The organism is Paenibacillus paridis (assembly GCF_006345825.1).
Taxonomy (GTDB): Bacteria; Bacillota; Bacilli; order Paenibacillales; family Paenibacillaceae; genus Pristimantibacillus; species Pristimantibacillus paridis.
Genome location: NZ_VCIX01000088.1, coordinates 206926 through 228483 on the forward strand (window position 1 = coordinate 206926; position 21558 = coordinate 228483).

Genomic DNA, 21558 nt, shown 5'->3' on the forward strand with positions numbered 1-21558 from the left:
ATGAGCAAAAACAAAAAGCTGCGCAAGTCCAAATGGCTCGTGAATACAGTGCTTGCAGTCATCTGTCTCATATGGACGATTCCGACGCTCGGACTGCTCGTATCCTCATTCCGGCCTGCCGCAGATATTTTGGCAACGGGCTGGTGGAACATTTTGCCGCATCGTGATTGGCAAACCGCAGAGCAGCTTCAATTGCCAAAAGATACCGATCTTCGCGAGCCCATTCAGGTGAATGGAGTCACGTTTACGGATGATCAGCTGCGATCCGGCGTAGAGCAGGATGGGAAACGGATCATTTGGGAAAATCGGCGGGCTAGGCTCCTGAATGTACAGGAGAAGGAATGGACGGTTATTTCTCATTTTACAACCCAGAATTATGAGACTGTGCTTGGCGGCAAAACCTATTCCATCACCATGCCTGACGGCACGACCAAAACGGAGAAGGGCAGCGGCATGTCGCGTTCCTTCTGGAATACGATTGCAGTTACGATACCGGCGACGGTTATCCCGATTTTCATCGCTTCCTTCGCTGCGTATGCTTTTGCTTGGCTCCGCTTTCCGGGGCGAAAGACGTTGTTCGTCATCGTCATTGCTTTGCTTGTCGTCCCGATGCAGGTAGCGCTTATTCCTATACTGCGAGACTACACGTCACTTGGGCTTAACGGAACCTACTTTGGCATATGGCTCGCACATACGGCCTTTGGTTTACCGTTAATTACTTATTTCATGTATACCTCCATCAGCCAATTGCCGAAGGATTTGTTTGAATCGGCGTTTATGGATGGAGCAACAAACTTTACGATTTTCAGCAAGCTGATCCTGCCGTTGTCGGTGCCTGCGCTTGCTTCAATCAGCATATTTCAGTTTTTATGGGTATGGAACGACTATCTGGTCTCGCTCATCTTCCTTGGCAGCCAGCCGGAAGTACAGGTATTATCAATGAACATTGCGAATATGGTCGGCTCTAGAGGAAATGACTGGCATTTGCTGACTGCCGCCGCATTTGTTTCCATGCTGATGCCTTTAACCGTATTCTTCGCCTTGCAAAAATATTTCGTTCGCGGAATGCTTGGCGGATCGATTAAGGGCTGACTATGGCGTAACAATGGTTGGCAAAGTGGCGCAGCGTTTGGACCTCGTGTCCGGCGTGCGCCATTTTAGTTATGGACATAAAAATGACAGAGATAGAGGAGTGTGAGTTTGATGGAGGTTAAACCGGCGTGGTGGAAGGAATCGGTTGTTTACCAGGTTTATTGGCGGAGCTTTTGCGATACGAACGGAGATGGTATCGGGGACTTGCAGGGCGTGATAGCCAAGCTTGATTATATTCAATCCTTAGGCGTCACAATGGTGTGGATTAACCCGTTTAACGAATCGCCCGATAAGGATAACGGATATGACGTATCCGATTATTATGCGGTAATGCCAAAAGCCGGGACGATGGAAGACTTTGAACGGCTCGTTGCGCAGACGCATGCGCGGGGCATGAAAGTGATGATGGATGTGGTCGTTAACCATACTTCGGATCGTCATCCTTGGTTTATCGAGTCACGCTCGTCGGTCGACAATCCGAAACGGGATTGGTATATTTGGCGGGATGGCAAGGAGAAGGAAACAGGTGAAAAAGGTACGGCTAAGGAGCCGCCTACGAATTGGCGGTCTTACTTCAATCCGTCATGCTGGGAGCTGGATGAGGCTTCGGGGCAATATTATATGCATTCGTTTGCAACAGAGCAGCCTGACTTGAACTGGGCAAACCCGGAACTGCGGATGGAAATCTATACGATGCTGCGTTTTTGGCTCGATAAGGGAGTGGATGGGCTAAGGCTTGATGCGCTTGCGCTGCTTGCCAAACCCGAAATCTTCACGGACGTGGAAGAGCCGCGAGAGATTAAGTATTTGACGCATAATCCCGGGCTCCATGATTTCTTGCAGGAAATGAACCGTGAGGTTTTCCGCCATTATGATATGATGACCGTTGGTGAAATCGCATTTGCAACGCCGGAAACGGGCCCTTTGTTTGTGGATGAGGAACGCGGGGAGCTGAATACGCTGTTTCATTTTGAAGTAGCGGATGAAATGCCGGAATGGGATATGCTGCGCTTTAAAAAAATTCAAAAGGAATGGGCGGAAGCGCTGGCCGGACGCGGCTTCGGTTCGCAATTTCTGAATAATCATGACCATACGAGACAAGTGTCGCGATACGGAAATGATCAGGACTATCGTGTGCAGTCTGCCAAGCTGCTGGCGATGATGATTCACACGCTGCCAGGCATTCCTTATATTTATCAAGGCGAAGAAATTGGGATGACCGGGGTTAGGTACGAAACGATCGGCGATTATAATGACATCGCAATGCTGAACAAGTACGTGGAAGAAGTCGGCAAGGGCAAGGACCCTGCGGCGGTTTTTCGTGCACTTCAGCCGCTCAGCCGGGATAATTCCCGTACGCCCATGCAGTGGGATACAAGCCTTCATGCGGGCTTCAGTAATGTGAAGCCATGGATTAAGGTGAATCCTAATTATGTGGAAATCAACGTGGAGCAGGCAGAGAAGGACTCCCATTCCGTACTTGCATTTTACCGGGAGCTGATTGGGCTGCGCAAAAGCAATCCGGTAATGGTATATGGAGATTTTACCGATATTAGCGGAGATGATCCGTATCTATATGGTTACGCAAGGGAGCATGATGGTACGGAATGGATTGTATTGCTCAATCACAGCGGGGAAACAAGGACATTTACGTTATCGAACCACTGCTTGGGCAGCGATACCTTGCAGCTAGCCCTGGTGCTGGGCAATTACGCAGAAACCGATCCCGAATGGGTAATGGAGGAGCGCACGATTGAGCTTAGGCCTTATGAAGCAAGAATCTACGAGGTGCTTGGTTGAGCATTTGCAGCGGAGGCCTAACAGGAGTGACAAATGTTCCAGTAGGAACGGTAAGCTAATTAATATCCGGAAGAATTGTAACAGAGGATTGTTGCCTCCATGCATAAAAGCGCGCACCTGGTAAACACTGTTTCTCTAGACCCACACGGAATGGATCGGGTATGATACCGATAAGTTCAATGTTAAGCTTGAGAATACATAGGATGGATGCTCGGGAGGTAATGAAGCTGAATCAATATGATGAAATCAAGCAAGGAGAGAAGGGCGCTTGGGTCAGTATCGGAGCTTATTTGGCGCTATCGGCGATGAAGCTTGGTGCAGGCTACTGGTTTGTTTCAGGGGCGCTAGTCGCGGATGGCTTTAACAACTTAACGGATATCGTGGCTTCCCTGGCGGTATTGATTGGCCTTCGAATATCGCAGAAACCGCCGGATAAGGATCATCCGTACGGGCATTTCCGCGCAGAGACCATTGCGGCATTAATCGCTTCCTTCATTATGGCGACAGTAGGCATTCAGGTGCTGATTAGCGCAGTGAAATCTTTGTTTTCTCCGACTTCTCATATTCCGAACTTAATTACGGCATGGGTCGCTCTATTTGCTGCCGCGTGCATGTTTGGCGTCTATGTGTACAACCGCAAGCTGGCGCTGCGCATAAATAATCAGGCGCTGCTTGCAGCAGCCAAAGACAATCTTTCGGATGCACTGGTCAGTATCGGAGCAGCCATTGGCATCATCGGAGCCCAGTTTGGTTTGCCATGGCTTGATCCAGTAGCTGCTATTGCGGTCGGGATCATTATTTGCAAAACAGCTTGGGAGATCTTCTACAGCTCTACGCATGCGCTTACCGACGGTTTTGATGAAAATGAGCTTTCTTCCTTGCGTACCACGATTGCTAAGATCAAAGGCGTCAAATCGATCAAGGACATTAAGGCGAGGGTGCATGGCAGTCATGTGCTGGTCGATGTGATCGTACAGGTGAATCCTGAGCTTACGCTGATCGAAAGTCACCGCATTAGTGATGAGATTGAGCAGCGAATGGGCCGAAAGCACAATATTATGAGTGTGCATGTGCATGTGGAGCCTCAGGAGCTTGAGGACCATTTGGAAATAAATAGGCCGGAAAACCACTGAAAATAATCGGTAATTGTTACCAATGGATATAGAAATATTTTTTTTGTGGTACAAAAGGCATGAAAAAGACATTCTGCCAAAAGACCCAAATGTTTGATATTTATTTGATGGATCTATGCCAATGTAGGTAAATGTTTCAAAAGCAATAGGTAATGAGGCGTCTCTTAAGCGGGGATGCCTTTTTTGTATTTTTTACCAAGATATTTATGGGACTAGCCTCCCAATTTTGCTAATCGGGAATTAGGAGAAATGGTCGATACTTGTCTGTTGCAATCCTCTTTACAATGGGAGCAGAAACCGTTACACCTACACTGTTTACACACCAAGGAGGCGTAAAGATTTGCAATACACCATGAAACAAAGGATGGCAACAGCAACGTTAACGGCAGCATTATTGTTCAGTTCGATATCCGTACCTGCAGCATTGGCCGCACAAGCCGGAGAGGTACAATCCAGCGTGAATATGCGCACCTCGCCGTCAACATCAGCAACGATCATCCGAAGCCTGAAAAAGGGCGAGCAAGTAACCGTTGTCGATCAGGTGAATTCCTATTGGTACAAGGTTACGGACTCCTCAGGCAAAACGGGTTATATATCAACTTCCTCCCAATATATCGAGCTTAAGAACGCAACCGCTACGCCGGCTCCGAGCGGCAGCAATGCAGTTGTAAAAGAATCCGTATCCTTCAGAAAAGCTGCTTCTACGTCAGGCGAGCGGATACGTTTTTTGAAGAAGGGCGAACAGGTAACTGTTCTTTCCATGCCTAACAGCTACTGGTACGAGGTGAAGGACGGCAATGGCGTACGAGGCTATGTCAGCACGCAGGACTCCTATCTGAGCTTAACAGGCTCTGTTCCGGGCAGCGGCTCGGGAAATAGCGGCGGCGGAACAGTCACTGTCCCTGGTGAATCAGCGAGTAAGTCGGTTGAGAAAATGATAGCCGCAGGCATGCGATATCTAGGTACGCCTTACGAATATGGCTCTAACCGTAATACGACGACAACCTTTGACTGCTCAGACTTTGTAAGACAAGCTTTTTTGGATGGACTTGGCATCAAGCTTCCGGCTGATTCCCGTCAGCAAGCCCAGTACGTAAAGGATAAAGGGACAGCAAAGACAAGCTGGAGTCAGCTTAAGCGTGGCGATGTGGTTTTCTTTATGTCTTACAAAGGGACAAAAGCGTCTGCTTATAGCGGCATAAACAAGGCAACGGCTGCTATCACGCATGACGGCATTTATTTAGGCGATGGCAAGGTGTTACATACGTATTCGGTAGAAGGCGGCGGTGTAACGGTCAGCAGCATTGCGGGAACCCATTGGGAGTACCGGATGGTGTTTGGCGGAAGCGCATTATAGTTAAGTGTTCCAATAAGGCAACTGGCGGGCGCGAAGCCGGCTCACGGAGCAAGTAGTTGAATACAACAAAGAAAGACGTTCATCATTGAACGTCTTTCTTTGTTGTGTCAGGAATCACGTATTAGGAATCAATTTGAATCGTGTTTGTGCTTTCGGTTGCTTTAATTTGTTCGGTTTGTGAAGCTTCGGCTTCGGTTTGCTTTTCAGCCAACGCTTTCTTTTTGTTTCTTCTTTTGCGGATCAGCAAAAAGATAACGATGAGCGGAACCGCCACAATAAAGATATATAAGGAAACGTCTTTCACCATGCTCTCCGCTGCACGTCCGTAGAAATAAAACAAGAGACCCACGATATAAAATTTCAATCCGCGTCCGATCGCGGCATAGCCAATCAATCGCCAGATAGGGAAGTTTAAGCAGCCCGATAAGATGGTAAATACTTTAAAGGGAATCGGCGTAAACGATCCGATCAAAATGGCGGCTTCGCCATTTTTCTGAAACTTGTCGGTCGCGGCGTCGATCCATTCTTTTTTGAGAAACTTATATAGGACGGATTTGCCCATTACCTTGCCAAGGTAATACCCTACGGGTGTACCTAAGAGGCAGGCGATATAGCCCACAGTAGCCAGCCATAGTGCTGTAGATGGATTTAGGATGCTTAGTGAAACTTGTAGGAAAAATGCGGGAATGGGAAAAATAACGGCGTCCAAAAACGCGTGAATAAACAAGCCCAGTGGCCCGAAATCCTTTAAAAAGTCGACTACTGCTTGAAACATTACCAGGCTCCCTTTCCGTCAACTAACTGCACATAAGCCTGCTTATTGAAATACACCAAATGGAAATTCCCTTATGTGCCTGCCAATGCTGCAGCTTGTTGAAAAAAGCGCTTTAGCGCTTAATATAATAATTATAGCATATTTAATTAGCATAAGAAGATGATAGTTGTCATGTGTTTTTTTGAAAATATGGACTGAAGACACCAGTTTGCCCTCATTATAGGGATGCCAGCTGTTCTAGTGCCGACGCATCCTGAAAGTAGTGCATAAGAACGAATACGTGCAAGCAGCCATTCAGGTTTCAACCAGTTTAAGAAAACGCTGCATATTTAAAATCTGACTTCAATAAAAAACTGCCTGCAAACGGAAAAACCCCGTAAACAGGCAGAATATATACATGCTTATAAAGCTCAAAAAGGAAGAGAAGGCGGCTGAGGATGCTCCTATAGGTGCAGCGGCATCTACTCCCTCGTTTGGCGACGGGATACGCCGCTTTGCTGAGCTGCTTGGATCACGCGGCGCCTAACCTCTTCGACGACCCGGCTGTTGAAGACGCTTGGGACGATATACATCGGGCTTAGCTCATCTTCGCTAATGACAGAAGCGATCGCCTCTGCTGCGGCCAGCTTCATTTCTTCGTTTATGGTTGTTGCGCGGCTGTCGAGAGCTCCCCGGAAAATGCCAGGGAAGCATAAAACGTTGTTAATTTGATTGGGGTAATCGGATCGACCCGTGGCGAAGACAGCGACGATATCCTCGACCAGCTCGGGCCGTATTTCCGGCTCTGGGTTAGCCATTGCAAACACGATAGGGTCTTTGGCCATCGTTTCGATGTGGGCGCGTTTCAATATTCCGCCTGCGGAAACACCGATAAATACATCAGCGCCAACCAGAGCGTCTGCCAAGCCGCCAGTTTGGCGTTCCGGATTCGTATGGTCAGCGTACCATTGCCACATGGCATTTTCATAAGTACGATCTGCCGTGAGGATGCCGTCGCGATCTACGCCGACGATATGCTTCGCGCCGCCCGCGAGCAGCATTTTGGTGCAGGCGGTGCCCGCAGCCCCGATGCCGCAGATGACGATACGTGCCTCCTCTAGCCTGCGTCCGGTTAGTTTGAGCGCATTGAGCAGACTGGCATACAATACAACAGCTGTGCCATGCTGATCATCGTGAAAGACAGGGATATCGAGCTCTTCCCGGAGCCGCTGTTCAATTTCAAAGCAGCGCGGCGCGGAAATATCCTCTAGATTAATGCCTCCGAAGGCGGGGGCCAGGTTTTTTACCGTGGCAATAATGGCTTCGGTATCTTGGGTGTCAAGGCAGATTGGGAAGGCATCTACGTCCGCAAACTGCTTGAACAGCATGGCTTTGCCCTCCATGACCGGCATGGCTGCATATGGGCCGATATTGCCAAGGCCTAGAACGGCGCTCCCATCGGATACAACGGCAACCATATTGCGCTTCACGGTGAGGGTATGAGCCTTCGATGGCTCCTCGAAGATGGCTTGGCAGACTCTAGCCACATCGGGCGTATAGACACGTGACAAATCGTCGCGGTTTTGAATGGGAGTTTTAGGCTGAATGGTGATTTTCCCGCCAAGGTGCAGCAGAAAGGTGCGGTCGGATATATGGACAAGCCGAATGCCCTCAAGTGCGTTTAAGGACGCCGTCAGCCGCTCAGCGGCGCCTTGCTCTGCTATTTTGACGGTCAAGTCGCGCAAGCTCTTGTTCTTGTCGGTATGTATGACGTCAATGGCGATAATATCGCCTTTGGCTTGCTCGATCGCTGTAGCTGCTCGTCCAAACTGGGCGACATTCGTATCGATTTCAATCCTCAAAATAATCGTTTTTCCATCTGTCATCATCGCACTCATACTAAACAGCTCCCTTCGTCATCTATAGGATTTGGATAAGGGTATACAATTTATGCTTCATTACCCTCTTGAAAAAGAAAGCCATCACTGCATTAATCGCAGGACGGCGTTCGGACAGCTCATGGGGTCATATTGCAAATTGCGTTTTGTTAGCAGACTGTCTCGGAACTGACCTGAGGCGTAGGGCTCGTGGATGAGCGAGAACCATCGATCGACGGTATCGTTCGAATCCAGCATTTCGCCAAAGCCGTTGCTTATGAAGTATTCGCAGTTCTCTTCCTCTTGGCCTGGGATAGGCTCATAAAAAAGCATCGGAATTCCTTTGCTCATTCCCTCGGTACAGGTCATGCCTCCCGGCTTCGTAATAAGCAAGTCTGAAACATCCATCAGCTTGTTCACTTCACGGGTAAATCCAAGCACATGAATGTTCGGATGCTGGAAAAGCGGATCGGCGAGCATTTTTTCTTTCATTTTTTCGTTGGAGCCAACGCAATAGATAAGCTGAGTCGTCTCCCTCCATTTGGTCATGTACTCGAGAGCGTTATCCTCGTACATTATACCCCAGCCGCCGCCCATAATGAGCACTGTCGGCATATTTTGCAATGAAAATTGTTCGCGTATCTCTTCTTTATCGTATGTATGCCAGAAATTTGGATGAACGGGAATTCCCGTCACCTCTACGCGTTCCTCGTCGACACCCTTGTCCATCAGCCTTTTTTTCACGAGATCAGAGGAAACCAGGTATAGATTGACCTCTTTGTTCACCCAAGAGCCGTGTGCATCATAATCGGTAATAAGGGTATAAAGCGGCATGTCGAGTCCCAGGCGCTTAAGCCTAGCCACCACCGCATTCGGGCCGGGATGCGTGCAAACGATCAAATCCGGCTTCAACTGCGAGATCACTTGCGACGTTTGGGTATAAAACATGCGATGCAGCGCAAGCTGTGTAAGGCGGTTAAAAGATTTTTTATAGTTGCTGCGGTACATAAGACCGACCATCTTGGGCTGTTTGCTTACGGTTTTGCGATATGCCGAAATAATCCATGGACCGAGCACCGGATTAAGAAACTTTCCAAGCTCGATGACGCGGGTCTGAATCCCCGGACATAATTGCTTCAGTCCGACAGCGAGCGCATAGGCAGCTTGAGTATGACCGGAGCCAAAGCCTTCAGAGAGCAGAAGCACTCTTTTCTTACGCATTCATTCCACCTACTTTTCTAATTCCATATTACGACGCTTGTACAACTAACACAAGTTTTATCCGAGCAGGGTTGCGAATAAGGCTGTGGATAATTTATCCTTAAAAGCAGCTAGGTTCTTGTTTAGGATATGCATCCCTGCGATCAACTATATTTACAAATATTTTACAATCATTAGAAATATAAAGTGAGGGAATCGAAATGACAAGCATACATTCTGAAGAACAAGGTTTTAAAATTGGCGATACTGTGCGGGCGGAAGTGCGTTCTGGCCAATATATTGGAGAGCTAATGGAACTGAACGGACCACGCGTGCTTGTAAAGGTGCTTGCCGTATTAAAGCATCCAGAGCAGGGCGATCTGCATAATCCTTATAATCCGGACGTGCCGATGTTCCACGAGCGGCGCGCACTAAGCTATACGGAGAAAACGACCGTACTCATGCGTGACCTGAAACCATTTGCGGGCACTATTCCGGATTACGGCACATCGCTTCGGGCAGCAGCTGAAGCAGAAATCGCAGCGCTTGACCGGTTGCATCGCTGGGCAGCGAAAGGGCTGGAACAAATGCAGCAGCTGCATAAGGAATATAAATAGAAATGTTATTTATTAATGAAGACTGTTTTTAACTTATCACGGTAAACGACTTGAAGCTGCAGCCCATCGCTCAGTGCAGCTAACGGAACATAGAGTGTGCTCGCTTTGCCTTCGGTCCGAAGGAAAGCGGGCGGGCCTATAAGCGGCCTTATCGCTCCGTTTATTGATAAATTGGAGGCTCCTACCGTGATAGCGACGTTTACGCCTTGCAGACTCACGGTTGCTGTCTGTGATGCGGCGTTCCACTTGATAATGGCACCAGCTGCATCGGCAATATCGCGCAAAGGAACATACGTTTTATTTTTAGCTAGTAATGGTTGATGAGCACCGGCAAGTTCCTTGCCGTTGACTACGACCGACACAGGCACATCGTTTACCCTCGGCTTTACTACCCGGTAGTCGCCCCATATGGTCTTCGAAAAAGCTTTTCCCATTGCCGCATAGCCTTCCCGGCTCGGATGGATATCGCCCTCAGCGATCGAGGTGAAGCTAAGCTCGTTATTCATGAATGCGGCAGCCACATTGGCAACGTTAACTCGGAAGCCTTCTTGTGTGAGCTGATGCACAAGAAGGTCTAGCCGCTCCCGAAGCTGCTTCACGCTATCGAGCAAAAACAAGCGGTCTTTCTCAGGGAAAAGCGGAAAAACCAGTGATCCGACCTTGACCGGTGCGGGTATCGGCAAATATTGATCGGCGATAACCAATTGGACATTCGGCTGCAAGGAGAGGATTAATCGAAGCGATGCCTCAAGCTTTGTCTCATAGGTTTGCAAAGCGCTGTCCCTGATTATGGCGGCTTCGCTTTGGTTGGCATCTTTCTTAAGCTTGTCAAGCACAGCATACATATCGTTGCCGCCAATGTTTATCAGGATGAGGCTTGCATCGCTTATGGCGAGTCGAAGCTGCTTCGTCTCATTAAATATCCGCTCTGCGCGGGGATCGGGAAGATTGGCCTGAATGTCCCCGCTCTTTACCGACTCTGTGCCTTGAACAACGGCACTCATCCAGTTGTTTAGCCCCGTTGTCCGCAATCCGAGCACCCCGTAATTCTCGTATTCCGCGCGGAGCCCATGGAAAAGCGCTTGCTCATAAACATGCTCCACAAACCCGTAAGGTACGGATTGCTCATCATATCCGTGCTCATATCCAGCCGCTACCGAATCGCCAACTGCCACAATTTTGTATGTACCTTTGTTTGCTGATTTATTCATCACTGGCGCGGCGTAGGCCATGACAGATGTCCAGAGCATGGCAATTAAAGCAAGCGCGATTGTCTTCAAAGCGACTTTCCTTAACTTGCTATACAACACAGATACCTCCTTCTGATAATATATGAGGGTAAGAAAAATGGTTTTTGTGGTAAGCTTGCCACCATGGCGAAACGAACCCAAAAACGCACATTTACACGTGCTGAAGTGTGGTTTTGTAGTAAAATAGTGCAAACAATTATGAAAATATTAAATTGATTCCGCTATGGCCTAATGTTAAAATAATATAATAATCGCAATGTCGCGGTATAGGCCCGGTATATGGTCAATGAAACGCAGGCACTCACAGGCTGGGCTGCCGGCGTTAAGTTTATGAATGGCAAGGAGCAGGCCGATGCGCCTCGCTGACTACCATTCTATGATAAAACAAGCCAAAAATGAAGCGTAATGCGTATTCATCGGTGCTTATTTTCTACACGTTCACGCTTACCCAAAAATCTTCTCATAGAAAGGTTGCACACAATGAAAGAACATATTTTGGGATTGCCGCCGAAGCAGGGGCTTTATGATCCGCAATTCGAGAAAGACGCTTGCGGCATGGGCTTTGTGGCCAACATCAAGGGAATAAAATCACATAAGGTCATTCGCCAGGCGCTGATGCTGCTCGAGAACATGGAGCATCGCGGCGGTCAAGGCAGCGAACCGAATACAGGAGATGGAGCGGGTATTTTGCTTCAAATTCCGCATGCATTTTTTGCGGCTGAATTAAAGAAGCAAGAAATTCAGCTTCCGGCAGAAGGACATTATGCCGTCGGGATGATTTTTATGCCGCAGGATGAGGCTGCACGCGTCGCAATTGAGCGTGAAGTGGAAACGATCGTTCAAGAGGAGAACCAGTCGGTCATCGCTTGGCGTACGGTTCCGACAGATGACAAGAAGCTCGGTGAATCTGCATTAGCTGTTAAGCCTTATGTTCGCCAGTTGTTTATTGGAATGAATGACAGCTTGAAGGACAATATGGCATTTGAACGCAAATTGTATGTGATCCGCAAGCGCGCTGAGCTTGCGATTCGATATGCCGGCAAAGAAGGCGGCAACATGTTTTATTTCTCGAGCTTGTCCTCGAGGAAGATTGTTTATAAAGGAATGCTTACAACGGAGCAAGTGCGCTCGTTCTACACGGAGCTTAATGATGAGTCCGTTGTATCGGCAATGGCGCTCGTTCACTCCCGTTTCAGTACGAATACCTTCCCGAGCTGGGAACGTGCGCATCCTTTCCACTATATGATCCACAATGGCGAGATCAATACGCTTCGCGGTAACGTGAACTGGATGCACGCACGCCAAACGCTGTTCGCTACAGAATTGTTTGGCGATGATATCGAGAAGATCAAACCGGTCATTAATCCTGACGGTTCTGATACTGCGATGTTCGATAACACGCTTGAGTTCCTATTCCTCTCGGGGCGTTCCATGGCCCATGCGGCTATGATGATGGTTCCTGAGCCTTGGTCCAACCACGAGAGCATGAGCGACGAGCGTAAAGCCTTTTACGAATACCACAGCACCTTGATGGAGCCATGGGACGGACCGGCTGCGCTTGGTTTTACTGACGGTGTGAAGATTGGCGCGGTTCTTGACCGCAATGGACTTCGTCCGGCCCGTTATTACGTTACCAAAGACGACCATATTATTTTAGGCTCCGAGGCAGGAACGGTTGAAATTCCGGCTGAGGATATTTTATACAAAGATCGCCTCCGTCCAGGCCGCATGCTGCTTGTCGATACGGAGAAAGGACGCATTATTTCCGATGAGGAAGTAAAGGCGGAGATCGAAACCGAGCACCCGTACCGCGATTGGCTGAATGAGCATCTCGTTGATTTGGAGGATCTGCCGGAAGCGCCTGAACTGCCAGAGCCTAACCATGCGACGGTTCAACTCAGACAGCAAGCGTTCGGTTACACGTTCGAGGATATCCGCAAGGTGCTTGAGCCGATGGCGGGCAGCGGCGCAGAGCCGATTGCTTCCATGGGTTACGATGCTCCGCTTGCTGTGTTGTCTGAGCGCCCTCAGCGCCTGTATAACTACTTCAAGCAATTGTTCGCTCAAGTGACGAACCCGCCGATCGATGCGATTCGTGAGGAAATCATTACGGCAACGGGAACGACAATCGGACCTGAGCGCAACCTGCTCAATCCAGAGCCGGAAAGCTGCCGCCACATTAAGCTGGATACGCCAATTCTGTCGAATGAGCAATTCGCGAAGCTTCGCCATGTTCGTCGCCCAGGGTTCCGTTCCATTACACTGCCGATTTTCTTCACGGCAAGCGAAGGCGAAAGTGGACTGCGCGCTGCGATTACGCAAATGTGCGAAGCGGCTGACCGTGTCATCGCGAAAGGCCATAACCTGCTTATCCTGTCTGATCGCGGCGTTGACAAGGAGAATGCTGCCATTCCGGCGCTGCTGGCGGTAGCTGCATTGCATCACCATTTGATCCGTCAAGGAACGCGTACGAAAGTAGCTATCCTGCTTGAGTCGGGCGAGCCGCGCGAGGTGCATCATTTTGCTTTGCTGCTTGGTTACGGCGTCAATGCGGTTAACCCGTACCTTGCCTTCGAGTCCCTTGATGATATGATTCGTCAAGGCATGCTTCGCGGCGTATCGCATGAGAAAGCAGTCAAAAACTTTATTAAAGCAGCCACTAAAGGCGTTATTAAAATATTGTCCAAAATGGGGATCTCGACGATTCAATCCTACCGCGGCGCGCAAATTTTTGAAGCGCTTGGCTTGAAAGAGGATGTCATCAACGAGTACTTTACATGGACGCCGTCCCGCATTGGCGGTATCGGCCTTGATGTGATCGCGGAAGAAACGCTGAAGCATCACAACCGCGCTTTCTCCGAGCAAGAAGGTGGAGAGAAGGAGCTGGATTCCGGCGGCGACTATCAATGGCGCAAAGACGGCGAGGATCATTTGTTCACGCCGCAGACTATTCATACGCTGCAAATGGCTTCTCGAGCGAATGATTATAAACTCTACAAGAAGTTTTCTGCCCTTGTACAAGGCGAGGACAAGAAGCATCTGACGCTTCGTTCCCTGCTTCAATTCAAGGAAGGCCGCCAGTCGGTGCCGCTTGAAGAGGTTGAATCGTTGGAGTCTATCGTAAAACGTTTCAAAACCGGCGCGATGTCCTTCGGTTCGATCAGTAAAGAAGCGCATGAGAGCCTTGCTATTGCGATGAACCGTCTCGGCGGGAAGTCGAATACAGGTGAAGGCGGGGAAGATCCTGCACGCTTTATTCCGGACGCAAACGGAGATTCAAGACGCAGTGCGATCAAACAGGTAGCTTCCGGACGTTTTGGCGTAACGAGCAACTACTTGGTCAATGCGGATGAAATTCAAATTAAAATGGCCCAAGGCGCGAAGCCTGGTGAAGGCGGACAATTGCCTGGCCTCAAAGTATACCCTTGGGTTGCCGAAGTTCGCGGTTCGACGCCAGGCGTGGGACTCATCTCGCCGCCGCCGCATCACGATATTTATTCGATCGAGGATTTGGCTGAGCTTGTTCATGACTTGAAAAATGCCAACCCGCGTGCTCGCATCAACGTGAAGCTCGTATCAGGGGTAGGCGTGGGTACGATTGCGACTGGCGTAGCGAAAGGCCGTGCAGATGTCATTATGGTCAGCGGCTACGACGGCGGTACTGGAGCATCACCAATGGGCTCCATCCGTCATGCAGGCTTGCCGTGGGAGCTTGGTCTTGCTGAGACTCACCAAACGCTCATGCTTAACAAATTGCGTGACCGTGTCGTTCTGGAAACAGACGGTAAAATGATGAACGGACGCGACGTGGCGATTGCCGTATTGCTTGGAGCCGAGGAGTATGGCTTCTCGACTGCACCGCTTATCGTGCTTGGTTGTATCATGATGCGTGTATGCCAATTGGATACTTGTCCGGTAGGCGTAGCTACGCAAAACCCTGAGCTTCGCAAGAAGTTTATGGGCGATCCGAGCCATGTTGTAAACTACCTGCGCTTCATTGCTGAAGAGCTTCGTGAGATTATGGCTGAGCTGGGCTTCCGTACGATCCAGGAAATGGTTGGCCGTGTGGATATGCTGGAAACGAAGCACCTGCTTGAGCATTACAAAGCGAAAGGCATTGATCTGTCGGGCTTGCTTTACGAAGCTGACCTTCCGCAGGATGCTGTACGTTATAACATTCAAGAGCAAAACCACGGTCTGGAATTGTCGCTCGACATGCAGCAGCTGGTGCCTCTTGCGCAGCCAGCGCTTGAGAACGGCGAACGCGTTCGCGGTACGTTCCCGATCCTGAACACGAATCGTGTTGTCGGAACGATCCTAGGCAGTGAGGTTACTCGCCGCTACGGTGCGGCTGGCTTGCCTGAGGATACGATTTCTTATCACTTTGTTGGTACTGCGGGACAAAGCTTTGGCGCATTCGTGCCGAAGGGCATAACGCTATCCATCGAAGGCGATTCAAATGACTATTTCGGTAAAGGCTTGTCTGGCGGTAAAATATTCGTTGCTCCTTCACCTAAGGCGACGTTTGCTGCTGAAGACAACGTGATTATTGGAAATACTGCGCTTTATGGCGCTACAAGCGGCCAAGCGTACATCCGTGGTGCAGCAGGCGAGCGCTTTGCTGTTCGGAACAGTGGAGCAAATGTTGTCGTAGAAGGCGTAGGCGATCATGGCTGCGAATATATGACTGGCGGACGCGTAGCCATTCTTGGCGGTACGGGACGTAACTTTGGCGCTGGTATGTCTGGCGGCGTTGCCTATATCTACGATGAGAAAGGCGATTTCTACAACCATTGCAACCTAGAAATGGTATTACTGGAGCGTCTGGAGGAATCGATTGATATTGCAGAGCTGAAAGGCTTGGTTGAGTCTCATGTGAAATATACGGAGAGTGCCATCGGTTCCCGCATCTTAAATGATTGGGAAACATCGCTTTCCAAGTTCGTTAAAGTTATTCCGAAAGATTACAAGCGCATGCTTGAACAGATCCGCAAGGTTGAGGATACGGGCCTTGTCGGCGAAGAAGCGCTGCTTGCCGCTTTTGAAGCGAACAAAAGAGAGCTTGCTCGCGCTGGCGGCAAATAGTCAAAACGATTACAGCATAAATGCGAAAAAGGGACTGTCCCTAAAGTAGTTAACTACTTTAGGCGACAGTCCCTTTTGTTTTTCGACAAAAAGCCACTAAATTAGAAAAAAGCCGCACCCATTAACCGACATATTCCATCCGGCGACTCGGGTATAATGATGTTAATATTCCTTTCATTATAATTACACGATTAGGAGCCTAATGTATGCTAAGAGATTGGCCTAAGCTTAAGTTCGAAGAGAAAGCAGACTCTCCAATCGTTACTTTAATCACGATTGAGGCAATCTTGAGTCAAACCGGCATCTCGCAGCAAAAATGGCAGTGCGATGAAAAGCAGCTTACTGCTGCAGACGTTCTGCCCTTACAAAGGCAATGAATCTTTTCGTTTCATCCGCTGTCAGAATTCGTCCATCTACGCTTAACTGATATTTGTTCAATATTTCATCGTCTGAGAGCTCCAAATGGTCAACGAAGCTTCGTACATCATTGGTTAATGTTTGCTGGGGGATGGAAGTTCGACCGATCAAATAGTCGACGGTCACCTGAAATAAGTCCGCGAACCTTGATAAGGTTTCGGAGTCAGGCTCTCTTCGGTTTTTTTCGTAATGAGACAATGCCGCTCTGGATATGCCAAGCGAAGCGGCGGTTTGCAATTGCGTCCATCTCCGTTCGTCCCTCAATGCTGCAAGCCGTTTGCCGATACTCATGGAACTCCTCCTGTTTTAAAACGAGTACTACATCTATATTAATACGGATACGTTACAAATGCATGCTTTTACTGAAAAACATGAGTATTTGGATTCATATTTGTGACTAGGTATGATGGAGGAATTAGGAATGAGTGACCATTCAAATGAAGCCTCTCGCGCTCATATTAGACTGCGGTTCAACGATGGGGTGAAAGCGGAGCTTCGACTTATAAGCAAAGACGGACAACTGCTGACTCCCTCGACGACTACGGTATTGCTGCTCAACTTAAGTCAAAACGGACTATGTTTTTTATCCGGCCTGCAGCTGCCTATTCAAAAGAATTACTTGGTTGAATGTAGAATGACGATATCGAACGTACAGATCAATGTTCGCGGCCGCATTGTTTGGAACGCTAGGAAGGATAATCAGTATTCACATGGCGTATTGTTTGAATGCTCGAATACGCTGCGCTCGCTGATTATTGGGGTCATGAATCAAGAAATACTGGAAAGACAGCCACAGCAGCAAAAGATTCATTATTTGTACAGCAGGCTGCTGAATACCAAACGAATGCATTATAGCGGATGACCTGTTTTCGTTTGGAGAATTGGTAAGCACGTGCTTAAAGGGGGACATGCTTTGAAAATCATTTTGCTATCCGGCGGATCGGGAAAGAGACTATGGCCCTTGTCCAATCGAAATCGAGCTAAACAATATTTATCGGTGCTGCAAGGTCCAGGCGGCGAAATGGAATCGATGCTGCAGCGTTTGTGGCGTCAACTGGATGAAGCCGATCTGCGTGAGCATACTCGCATTGCGACCTGTCGGCAGCAGGTAGAGCTCTTGCAAAGGCAAGTCGGCACGAAAGCGCCGCTTGTTATTGAACCTGAGCAAAGAGACACCTTTCCGGCAGTAGCGCTTGCTGCTGCTTATTTGTATTCCATTGCAGGCGTTTCTTTAACAGAAACCGTTATTATTATGCCAGTAGACGCATATGTTGAGAATGACTTCTTCTCCTGCATACGAGGGCTCCCTAAGCTGGCAAGAGAGAGCAAATCAGATTTGCTCATGGTTGGGACAAGTCCCAGCTGTGCCACTGACCAATATGGATATATTGTACCTGAAGCCAACCGTTTTCATGAGGACGAGGGTCTGCTTGATAGAAAGATTAGGGCTTTTAAGGAAAAGCCGCACGCAGCAGAGGCGAGGAAGCTGATTGAGGAAGGTGCCCTATGGAACCTTGGCATTTATGCGTTTCAACTCGACTATATTATATCGCTGCTGATGAATCGCGGTTTACCAATTCATTATGAGGAATTGTATAAGCAGTATGCCAAAATGCCCAAAGCAAGCTTTGAGGCAGAGGTCACGCAAAAATCAAGCTCCCGGTCAGTTGTCCGATTCGATGGAGAGTGGAAGGATCTTGGGACATGGAAGCATCTATCTGAAAATATCGCATACGACCAACTGGGATTAGGCAGCATATCGGAGGATTGCGAGGCGTCACAGCTTATTAATGAGCTTGATATTCCAATCTCGGTAATTGGATTAAGCAACGTTATCGTTGCAGCAAGTCCCGACGGTATCTTGGTAACGAGCAAGCATGCAAGCTCTGAACTGGATGCCAAGCTTCAAGCGATGAATGAGCGGCCAAAATTTGAGGAGCGGCGATGGGGGCATGCTAAGGTCATTGACTCAGCTTTGCTCGCATCTGGCTTACATAGCGTGACCAAACGAATCTTTATAGCAGCAGGCCAAAATATGAGCTATCAAATGCATTTTAAAAGAAATGAGGTGTGGACGATTCTGAGCGGAGAAGGGCTGCTTCTCCTTAACGAAACCCAGCGCATGGTCGGTCCAGGGGATGCCGTTATGATACCGGAGCGGTCTAGACACGCTTTGCGCGCAATAACTGATATCGAACTAATTGAGGTACAAACGGGAAAACAAATCGAGGAGAATGATGTTATTAGATTAGGCATCTCTTGGGAGGAAATAACGAGTCAGTCCACAATCGTATAGGGTTGATACAATCATTACGAAAGAGAGAGGGAGCGATCGATCGGATGATATGTTCAGAGGACCGTTTTTATTGTGTTAGTTGCGGAGAGATGGTTTCCAATCCTGAAGCGGATATTTTGTTTCGGACAGGTTTTTTCCGGGTGGTACATCCAATGGGTTATTGCTTAACATGCAGCATGGAACAGGATAAGCTGGATGCTATAGTAGGATCGCAGGGTAAGACCAATAACTATGACTATAAAATGTTTCTTCGAGCAGACGCGAAAGTTGCTGAACATGTTATACAACCGTATAGAACAGATGGAAATGAGAGCCTCTGCCCTACAGTATAACTGTAGAGCGAGGCTGTATTTTTTTGTAAACTTCCAATTGTTTCCTTAATCGTTTATAATAAAAAGGATTTGGATTTCTGGAGGAGGAGCACAGCTATGCAGGAGCCTATTGTTAAATTGCAAAACGTAACGAAAAAAATCGGCAAGCGTACGATTATTGACCGACTGACTCTGGATTTGCCGCTTGGGGAAGTTTTTGGCTTCTTAGGACCGAATGGCTCAGGAAAAACGACTACGATCCGTATGATGGTTGGCTTAATGTCGCTGACTGAGGGAGAAATTACAATTGGCGGACATAGCATCACGAAGCAATATGAGAAAGCGATCCGCCATGTAGGTGCGATAGTAGAAAATCCGGAAATGTACAAATATTTGAGTGGCTATGATAACTTAATTCATTATGCGAGAATGATTCCGGGTATTACGGAGCATCGCGTGCATGAGGTTGTGAAGCTTGTTGGTCTTGAGGGCCGGATTCGCGATAAGGTTAAAACCTATTCGCTAGGCATGCGCCAGCGCCTTGGCGTAGCACAAGCCATCTTACATAAGCCTCAGCTATTAATATTGGATGAGCCGACTAACGGGCTTGATCCAGGCGGTATTCGGGAGCTTCGCGATTATTTGCGTCAGTTATCCAAGGAAGAAGGGATCGCTGTATTTGTATCCAGCCATTTGCTCTCAGAGATGGAGCTTATGTGCGACAGGGTCGCGATTATTCAGAACGGCAAGCTGATTGATGTCAGGACGATTCGCGGAGAGAATGCGGCCAAGGCGAACAACCGTGTCGTTATCGAAGTTGACCGTACCCAAGGTGCGCTCGATGTATTGCTTGCTGCTGGCGTATCTGGAGTGCTTGAGGGCGAAAGCTCGATAGCCGTCGATGCAGATAAAGAAAGCACAGCTGCCATTAATGCAACGCTTGTAGCAGCGGGAATTAAAGTATATGGTATACGTGCCCAAGTGAAGACGCTTGAAGATCAATTTTTGGAAGTGACAGGAGGGGAACGAATTGGGTAATTTTTTGCCGCTGATTCAAAATGAAAATATGAAAATTTACCGTCGTCCTCGCACATGGGTAATGTCTGGAATATTACTTGTGCTTGTAATAGCCATTTCGATTATGTGGTTGATCTTTGGCGGTAGGGATGCATCGATGTGGGATGTTGCATTTTTGGAATCGTCGATATTGTTCCTACTCGTGACGATCTTTACAGTGGTAATTGCTGCAGGCGGAGTTGCAGAGGAGTTTACTAGCGGAACGATAAAGCTGCTGCTTATTCGGCCATGGTCACGCTCCAAAATTTTGTTGTCCAAATATATATCAATCATGCTGTTCGCCATTTTGCTCGCGATTTTGTTGTTTGCAAGCACGATTCTCATTAACTGGATTTGTTTTGGCATAAATGCCGATCCTGCTATCAAGCCAGGCTTCATGGGGATCGATCAGGCAAGTCCTGTTTCTTATATGCTGAAGTATTACGGCTTGACGCTCATTTCACTTGTTGTAACAGTTACGCTGGCTTTTATGCTCTCGACTGTGTTTCGCAGCAGCGGACTTGCTATTGGCATGGCGCTCTTTCTATTGTTAGGCGTTAATAGCTTTATCGGTTTGATTGCCATGCTCAAATATGAATGGATTGATTATTTGCTATTTATTCATTTGAATCTCACCCAATATCTTGATGGAAACCCGATGCGTGACGGGATGACGCTAGGTTTCTCGCTTGGCGTGCTAGCTGTTTATTATGTCATTTTCGTCGCATTGACCTGGTACGTCTTCAGTAAACGGGATGTTGCTTCCTAGCTCTTCAACCCTATTTTAAAAAGCCGTATCGGCTGCTGCTTCCATGAAAGGCGGACAGCAGCCGATACGGCTTTTTTGTGATATTTGCTTTATCCGGCTTGGCGCGATTTCTCATTAGCATCTTTGATTCCGGAATCTTTTCCTTGCTGGTTAACTTTGTCTTGTTCTGGAAGCAAACGCTGCCTGCTGTCTGCTGAGGGCTCCATATGGCACATCCCGTTAAGCTGGCCACCTTCTTGAATGATGATGGAGGTCGCAGTAACCGATCCTGTTAATTGGCCGGAAGAGGTGATGATGAGGCGGCCGGTCATGGACGTATCTCCGAAAACCTTGCCAGCGACGGTAAGATCCCGTGCCGAAATAGCAGACCGCGCGATACCGGATTCCCCAATAATGACATCAGCCTTGCAGTCAATATCACCACGATGCTCCCCTTCTATGCGCAGATTTGCCTCGCAGCGTAGTTTCCCTTCACTTTGCGTACCTTGGCCAATCAAAGTATCCGATGGCGAAAGACGCTTATTATCTTTAAACATGAAGATCA

General features: G+C 48.3%; 17 protein-coding genes. 11 read left to right on the forward strand and 6 right to left on the reverse strand.

Translation table 11 applies throughout. From position 1 onward, the window contains the following. From FJQ58_RS18015 to FJQ58_RS18030, 4 genes are all read left to right on the forward strand, one after another. Positions 1-1092, forward strand: a complete 1092-nt coding sequence (locus FJQ58_RS18015) for a carbohydrate ABC transporter permease (protein ID WP_139995920.1) — start codon at positions 1-3, stop codon at positions 1090-1092. 111 nt (positions 1093-1203) lie between these two features. Further along, entirely contained in the window at positions 1204-2892 is a 1689-nt protein-coding gene (locus FJQ58_RS18020) for a glycoside hydrolase family 13 protein (RefSeq protein ID WP_139995922.1), read from the forward strand. Positions 2893-3113: 221 nt separating this feature from the next. Continuing rightward, positions 3114-4025: a cation diffusion facilitator family transporter gene (locus tag FJQ58_RS18025; protein WP_139995924.1), complete on the forward strand. Its 912-nt coding sequence runs from the start codon at positions 3114-3116 to the stop codon at positions 4023-4025. 340 nt (positions 4026-4365) lie between these two features. Beyond that, the gene (locus FJQ58_RS18030; protein WP_338016150.1) at positions 4366-5382 is read left to right on the forward strand and encodes a C40 family peptidase; all 1017 of its coding nucleotides are present in this window, start codon (positions 4366-4368) and stop codon (positions 5380-5382) included. Between the two features lie 121 nt (positions 5383-5503). Here the strand turns inward: FJQ58_RS18030 and FJQ58_RS18035 are convergent, their stop codons facing one another. The 3 genes from FJQ58_RS18035 to FJQ58_RS18045 all read right to left on the reverse strand — a co-directional run bounded on the left by FJQ58_RS18035 (position 5504) and on the right by FJQ58_RS18045 (position 9234). Beyond that, entirely contained in the window at positions 5504-6157 is a 654-nt protein-coding gene (locus tag FJQ58_RS18035; RefSeq protein WP_139995926.1) for a YqaA family protein, read from the reverse strand. Positions 6158-6618: 461 nt separating this feature from the next. Next, positions 6619-8034 carry an NAD-dependent malic enzyme gene (locus FJQ58_RS18040; protein ID WP_139995928.1) on the reverse strand — a complete coding sequence of 472 codons (1416 nt, stop codon included), beginning with the start codon at positions 8032-8034 and terminating at the stop codon, positions 6619-6621. A gap of 84 nt (positions 8035-8118) precedes the next feature. Next, positions 8119-9234, reverse strand: coding sequence for an MGDG synthase family glycosyltransferase (locus FJQ58_RS18045; protein ID WP_139995930.1), 1116 nt, complete (start codon positions 9232-9234; stop codon positions 8119-8121). Positions 9235-9434: 200 nt separating this feature from the next. Here FJQ58_RS18045 and kapB point away from each other — a divergent pair, with 200 nt between their 5' ends. Then, positions 9435-9830, forward strand: coding sequence for a kinase-associated lipoprotein KapB (kapB, locus tag FJQ58_RS18050; RefSeq protein WP_139995932.1), 396 nt, complete (start codon positions 9435-9437; stop codon positions 9828-9830). A gap of 5 nt (positions 9831-9835) precedes the next feature. On the opposite strand, the gene FJQ58_RS18055 is transcribed toward kapB, so the two are convergent. Then, positions 9836-11137 carry a stalk domain-containing protein gene (locus FJQ58_RS18055; RefSeq protein WP_139995934.1) on the reverse strand — a complete coding sequence of 434 codons (1302 nt, stop codon included), beginning with the start codon at positions 11135-11137 and terminating at the stop codon, positions 9836-9838. Between the two features lie 423 nt (positions 11138-11560). On the opposite strand from FJQ58_RS18055, the gene gltB reads away from it, so the two are divergent. Both gltB and FJQ58_RS32370 read left to right on the forward strand, forming a co-directional pair. Next, positions 11561-16165: a glutamate synthase large subunit gene (gltB, locus tag FJQ58_RS18060; protein WP_139995936.1), complete on the forward strand. Its 4605-nt coding sequence runs from the start codon at positions 11561-11563 to the stop codon at positions 16163-16165. Between the two features lie 206 nt (positions 16166-16371). Beyond that, positions 16372-16542 (forward strand): hypothetical protein, encoded by a 171-nt coding sequence (locus FJQ58_RS32370; protein ID WP_162341562.1) that lies wholly within the window; start codon positions 16372-16374, stop codon positions 16540-16542. Here the strand turns inward: FJQ58_RS32370 and FJQ58_RS18065 are convergent. Next, a complete protein-coding gene (locus tag FJQ58_RS18065) occupies positions 16505-16873 on the reverse strand; it encodes a helix-turn-helix domain-containing protein (RefSeq protein WP_139995938.1) in 369 nt (122 codons plus the stop codon). The genes FJQ58_RS32370 and FJQ58_RS18065 overlap by 38 nt on opposite strands. Before the next feature lie 130 nt (positions 16874-17003). On the opposite strand from FJQ58_RS18065, the gene FJQ58_RS18070 reads away from it, so the two are divergent. The 4 genes from FJQ58_RS18070 to FJQ58_RS18085 all read left to right on the forward strand — a co-directional run bounded on the left by FJQ58_RS18070 (position 17004) and on the right by FJQ58_RS18085 (position 21014). Then, positions 17004-17444, forward strand: a complete 441-nt coding sequence (locus tag FJQ58_RS18070; protein ID WP_162341564.1) for a PilZ domain-containing protein — start codon at positions 17004-17006, stop codon at positions 17442-17444. Between the two features lie 51 nt (positions 17445-17495). Next, complete coding sequence (locus FJQ58_RS18075) at positions 17496-18878, forward strand: sugar phosphate nucleotidyltransferase (protein WP_139995942.1); 1383 nt, start codon at positions 17496-17498, stop codon at positions 18876-18878. 428 nt (positions 18879-19306) lie between these two features. Then, on the forward strand, positions 19307-20227 hold the full coding sequence (locus tag FJQ58_RS18080; protein ID WP_139995944.1) for an ABC transporter ATP-binding protein: 921 nt from the start codon (positions 19307-19309) through the stop codon (positions 20225-20227). Then, the gene (locus FJQ58_RS18085; protein ID WP_139995946.1) at positions 20220-21014 is read left to right on the forward strand and encodes an ABC transporter permease; all 795 of its coding nucleotides are present in this window, start codon (positions 20220-20222) and stop codon (positions 21012-21014) included. The genes FJQ58_RS18080 and FJQ58_RS18085 overlap by 8 nt, the downstream gene beginning before the upstream one ends. A gap of 89 nt (positions 21015-21103) precedes the next feature. On the opposite strand, the gene FJQ58_RS18090 is transcribed toward FJQ58_RS18085, so the two are convergent. Next, positions 21104-21550, reverse strand: a complete 447-nt coding sequence (locus FJQ58_RS18090) for a bactofilin family protein (RefSeq protein WP_139995948.1) — start codon at positions 21548-21550, stop codon at positions 21104-21106. Positions 21551-21558: the final 8 nt, after the last annotated feature.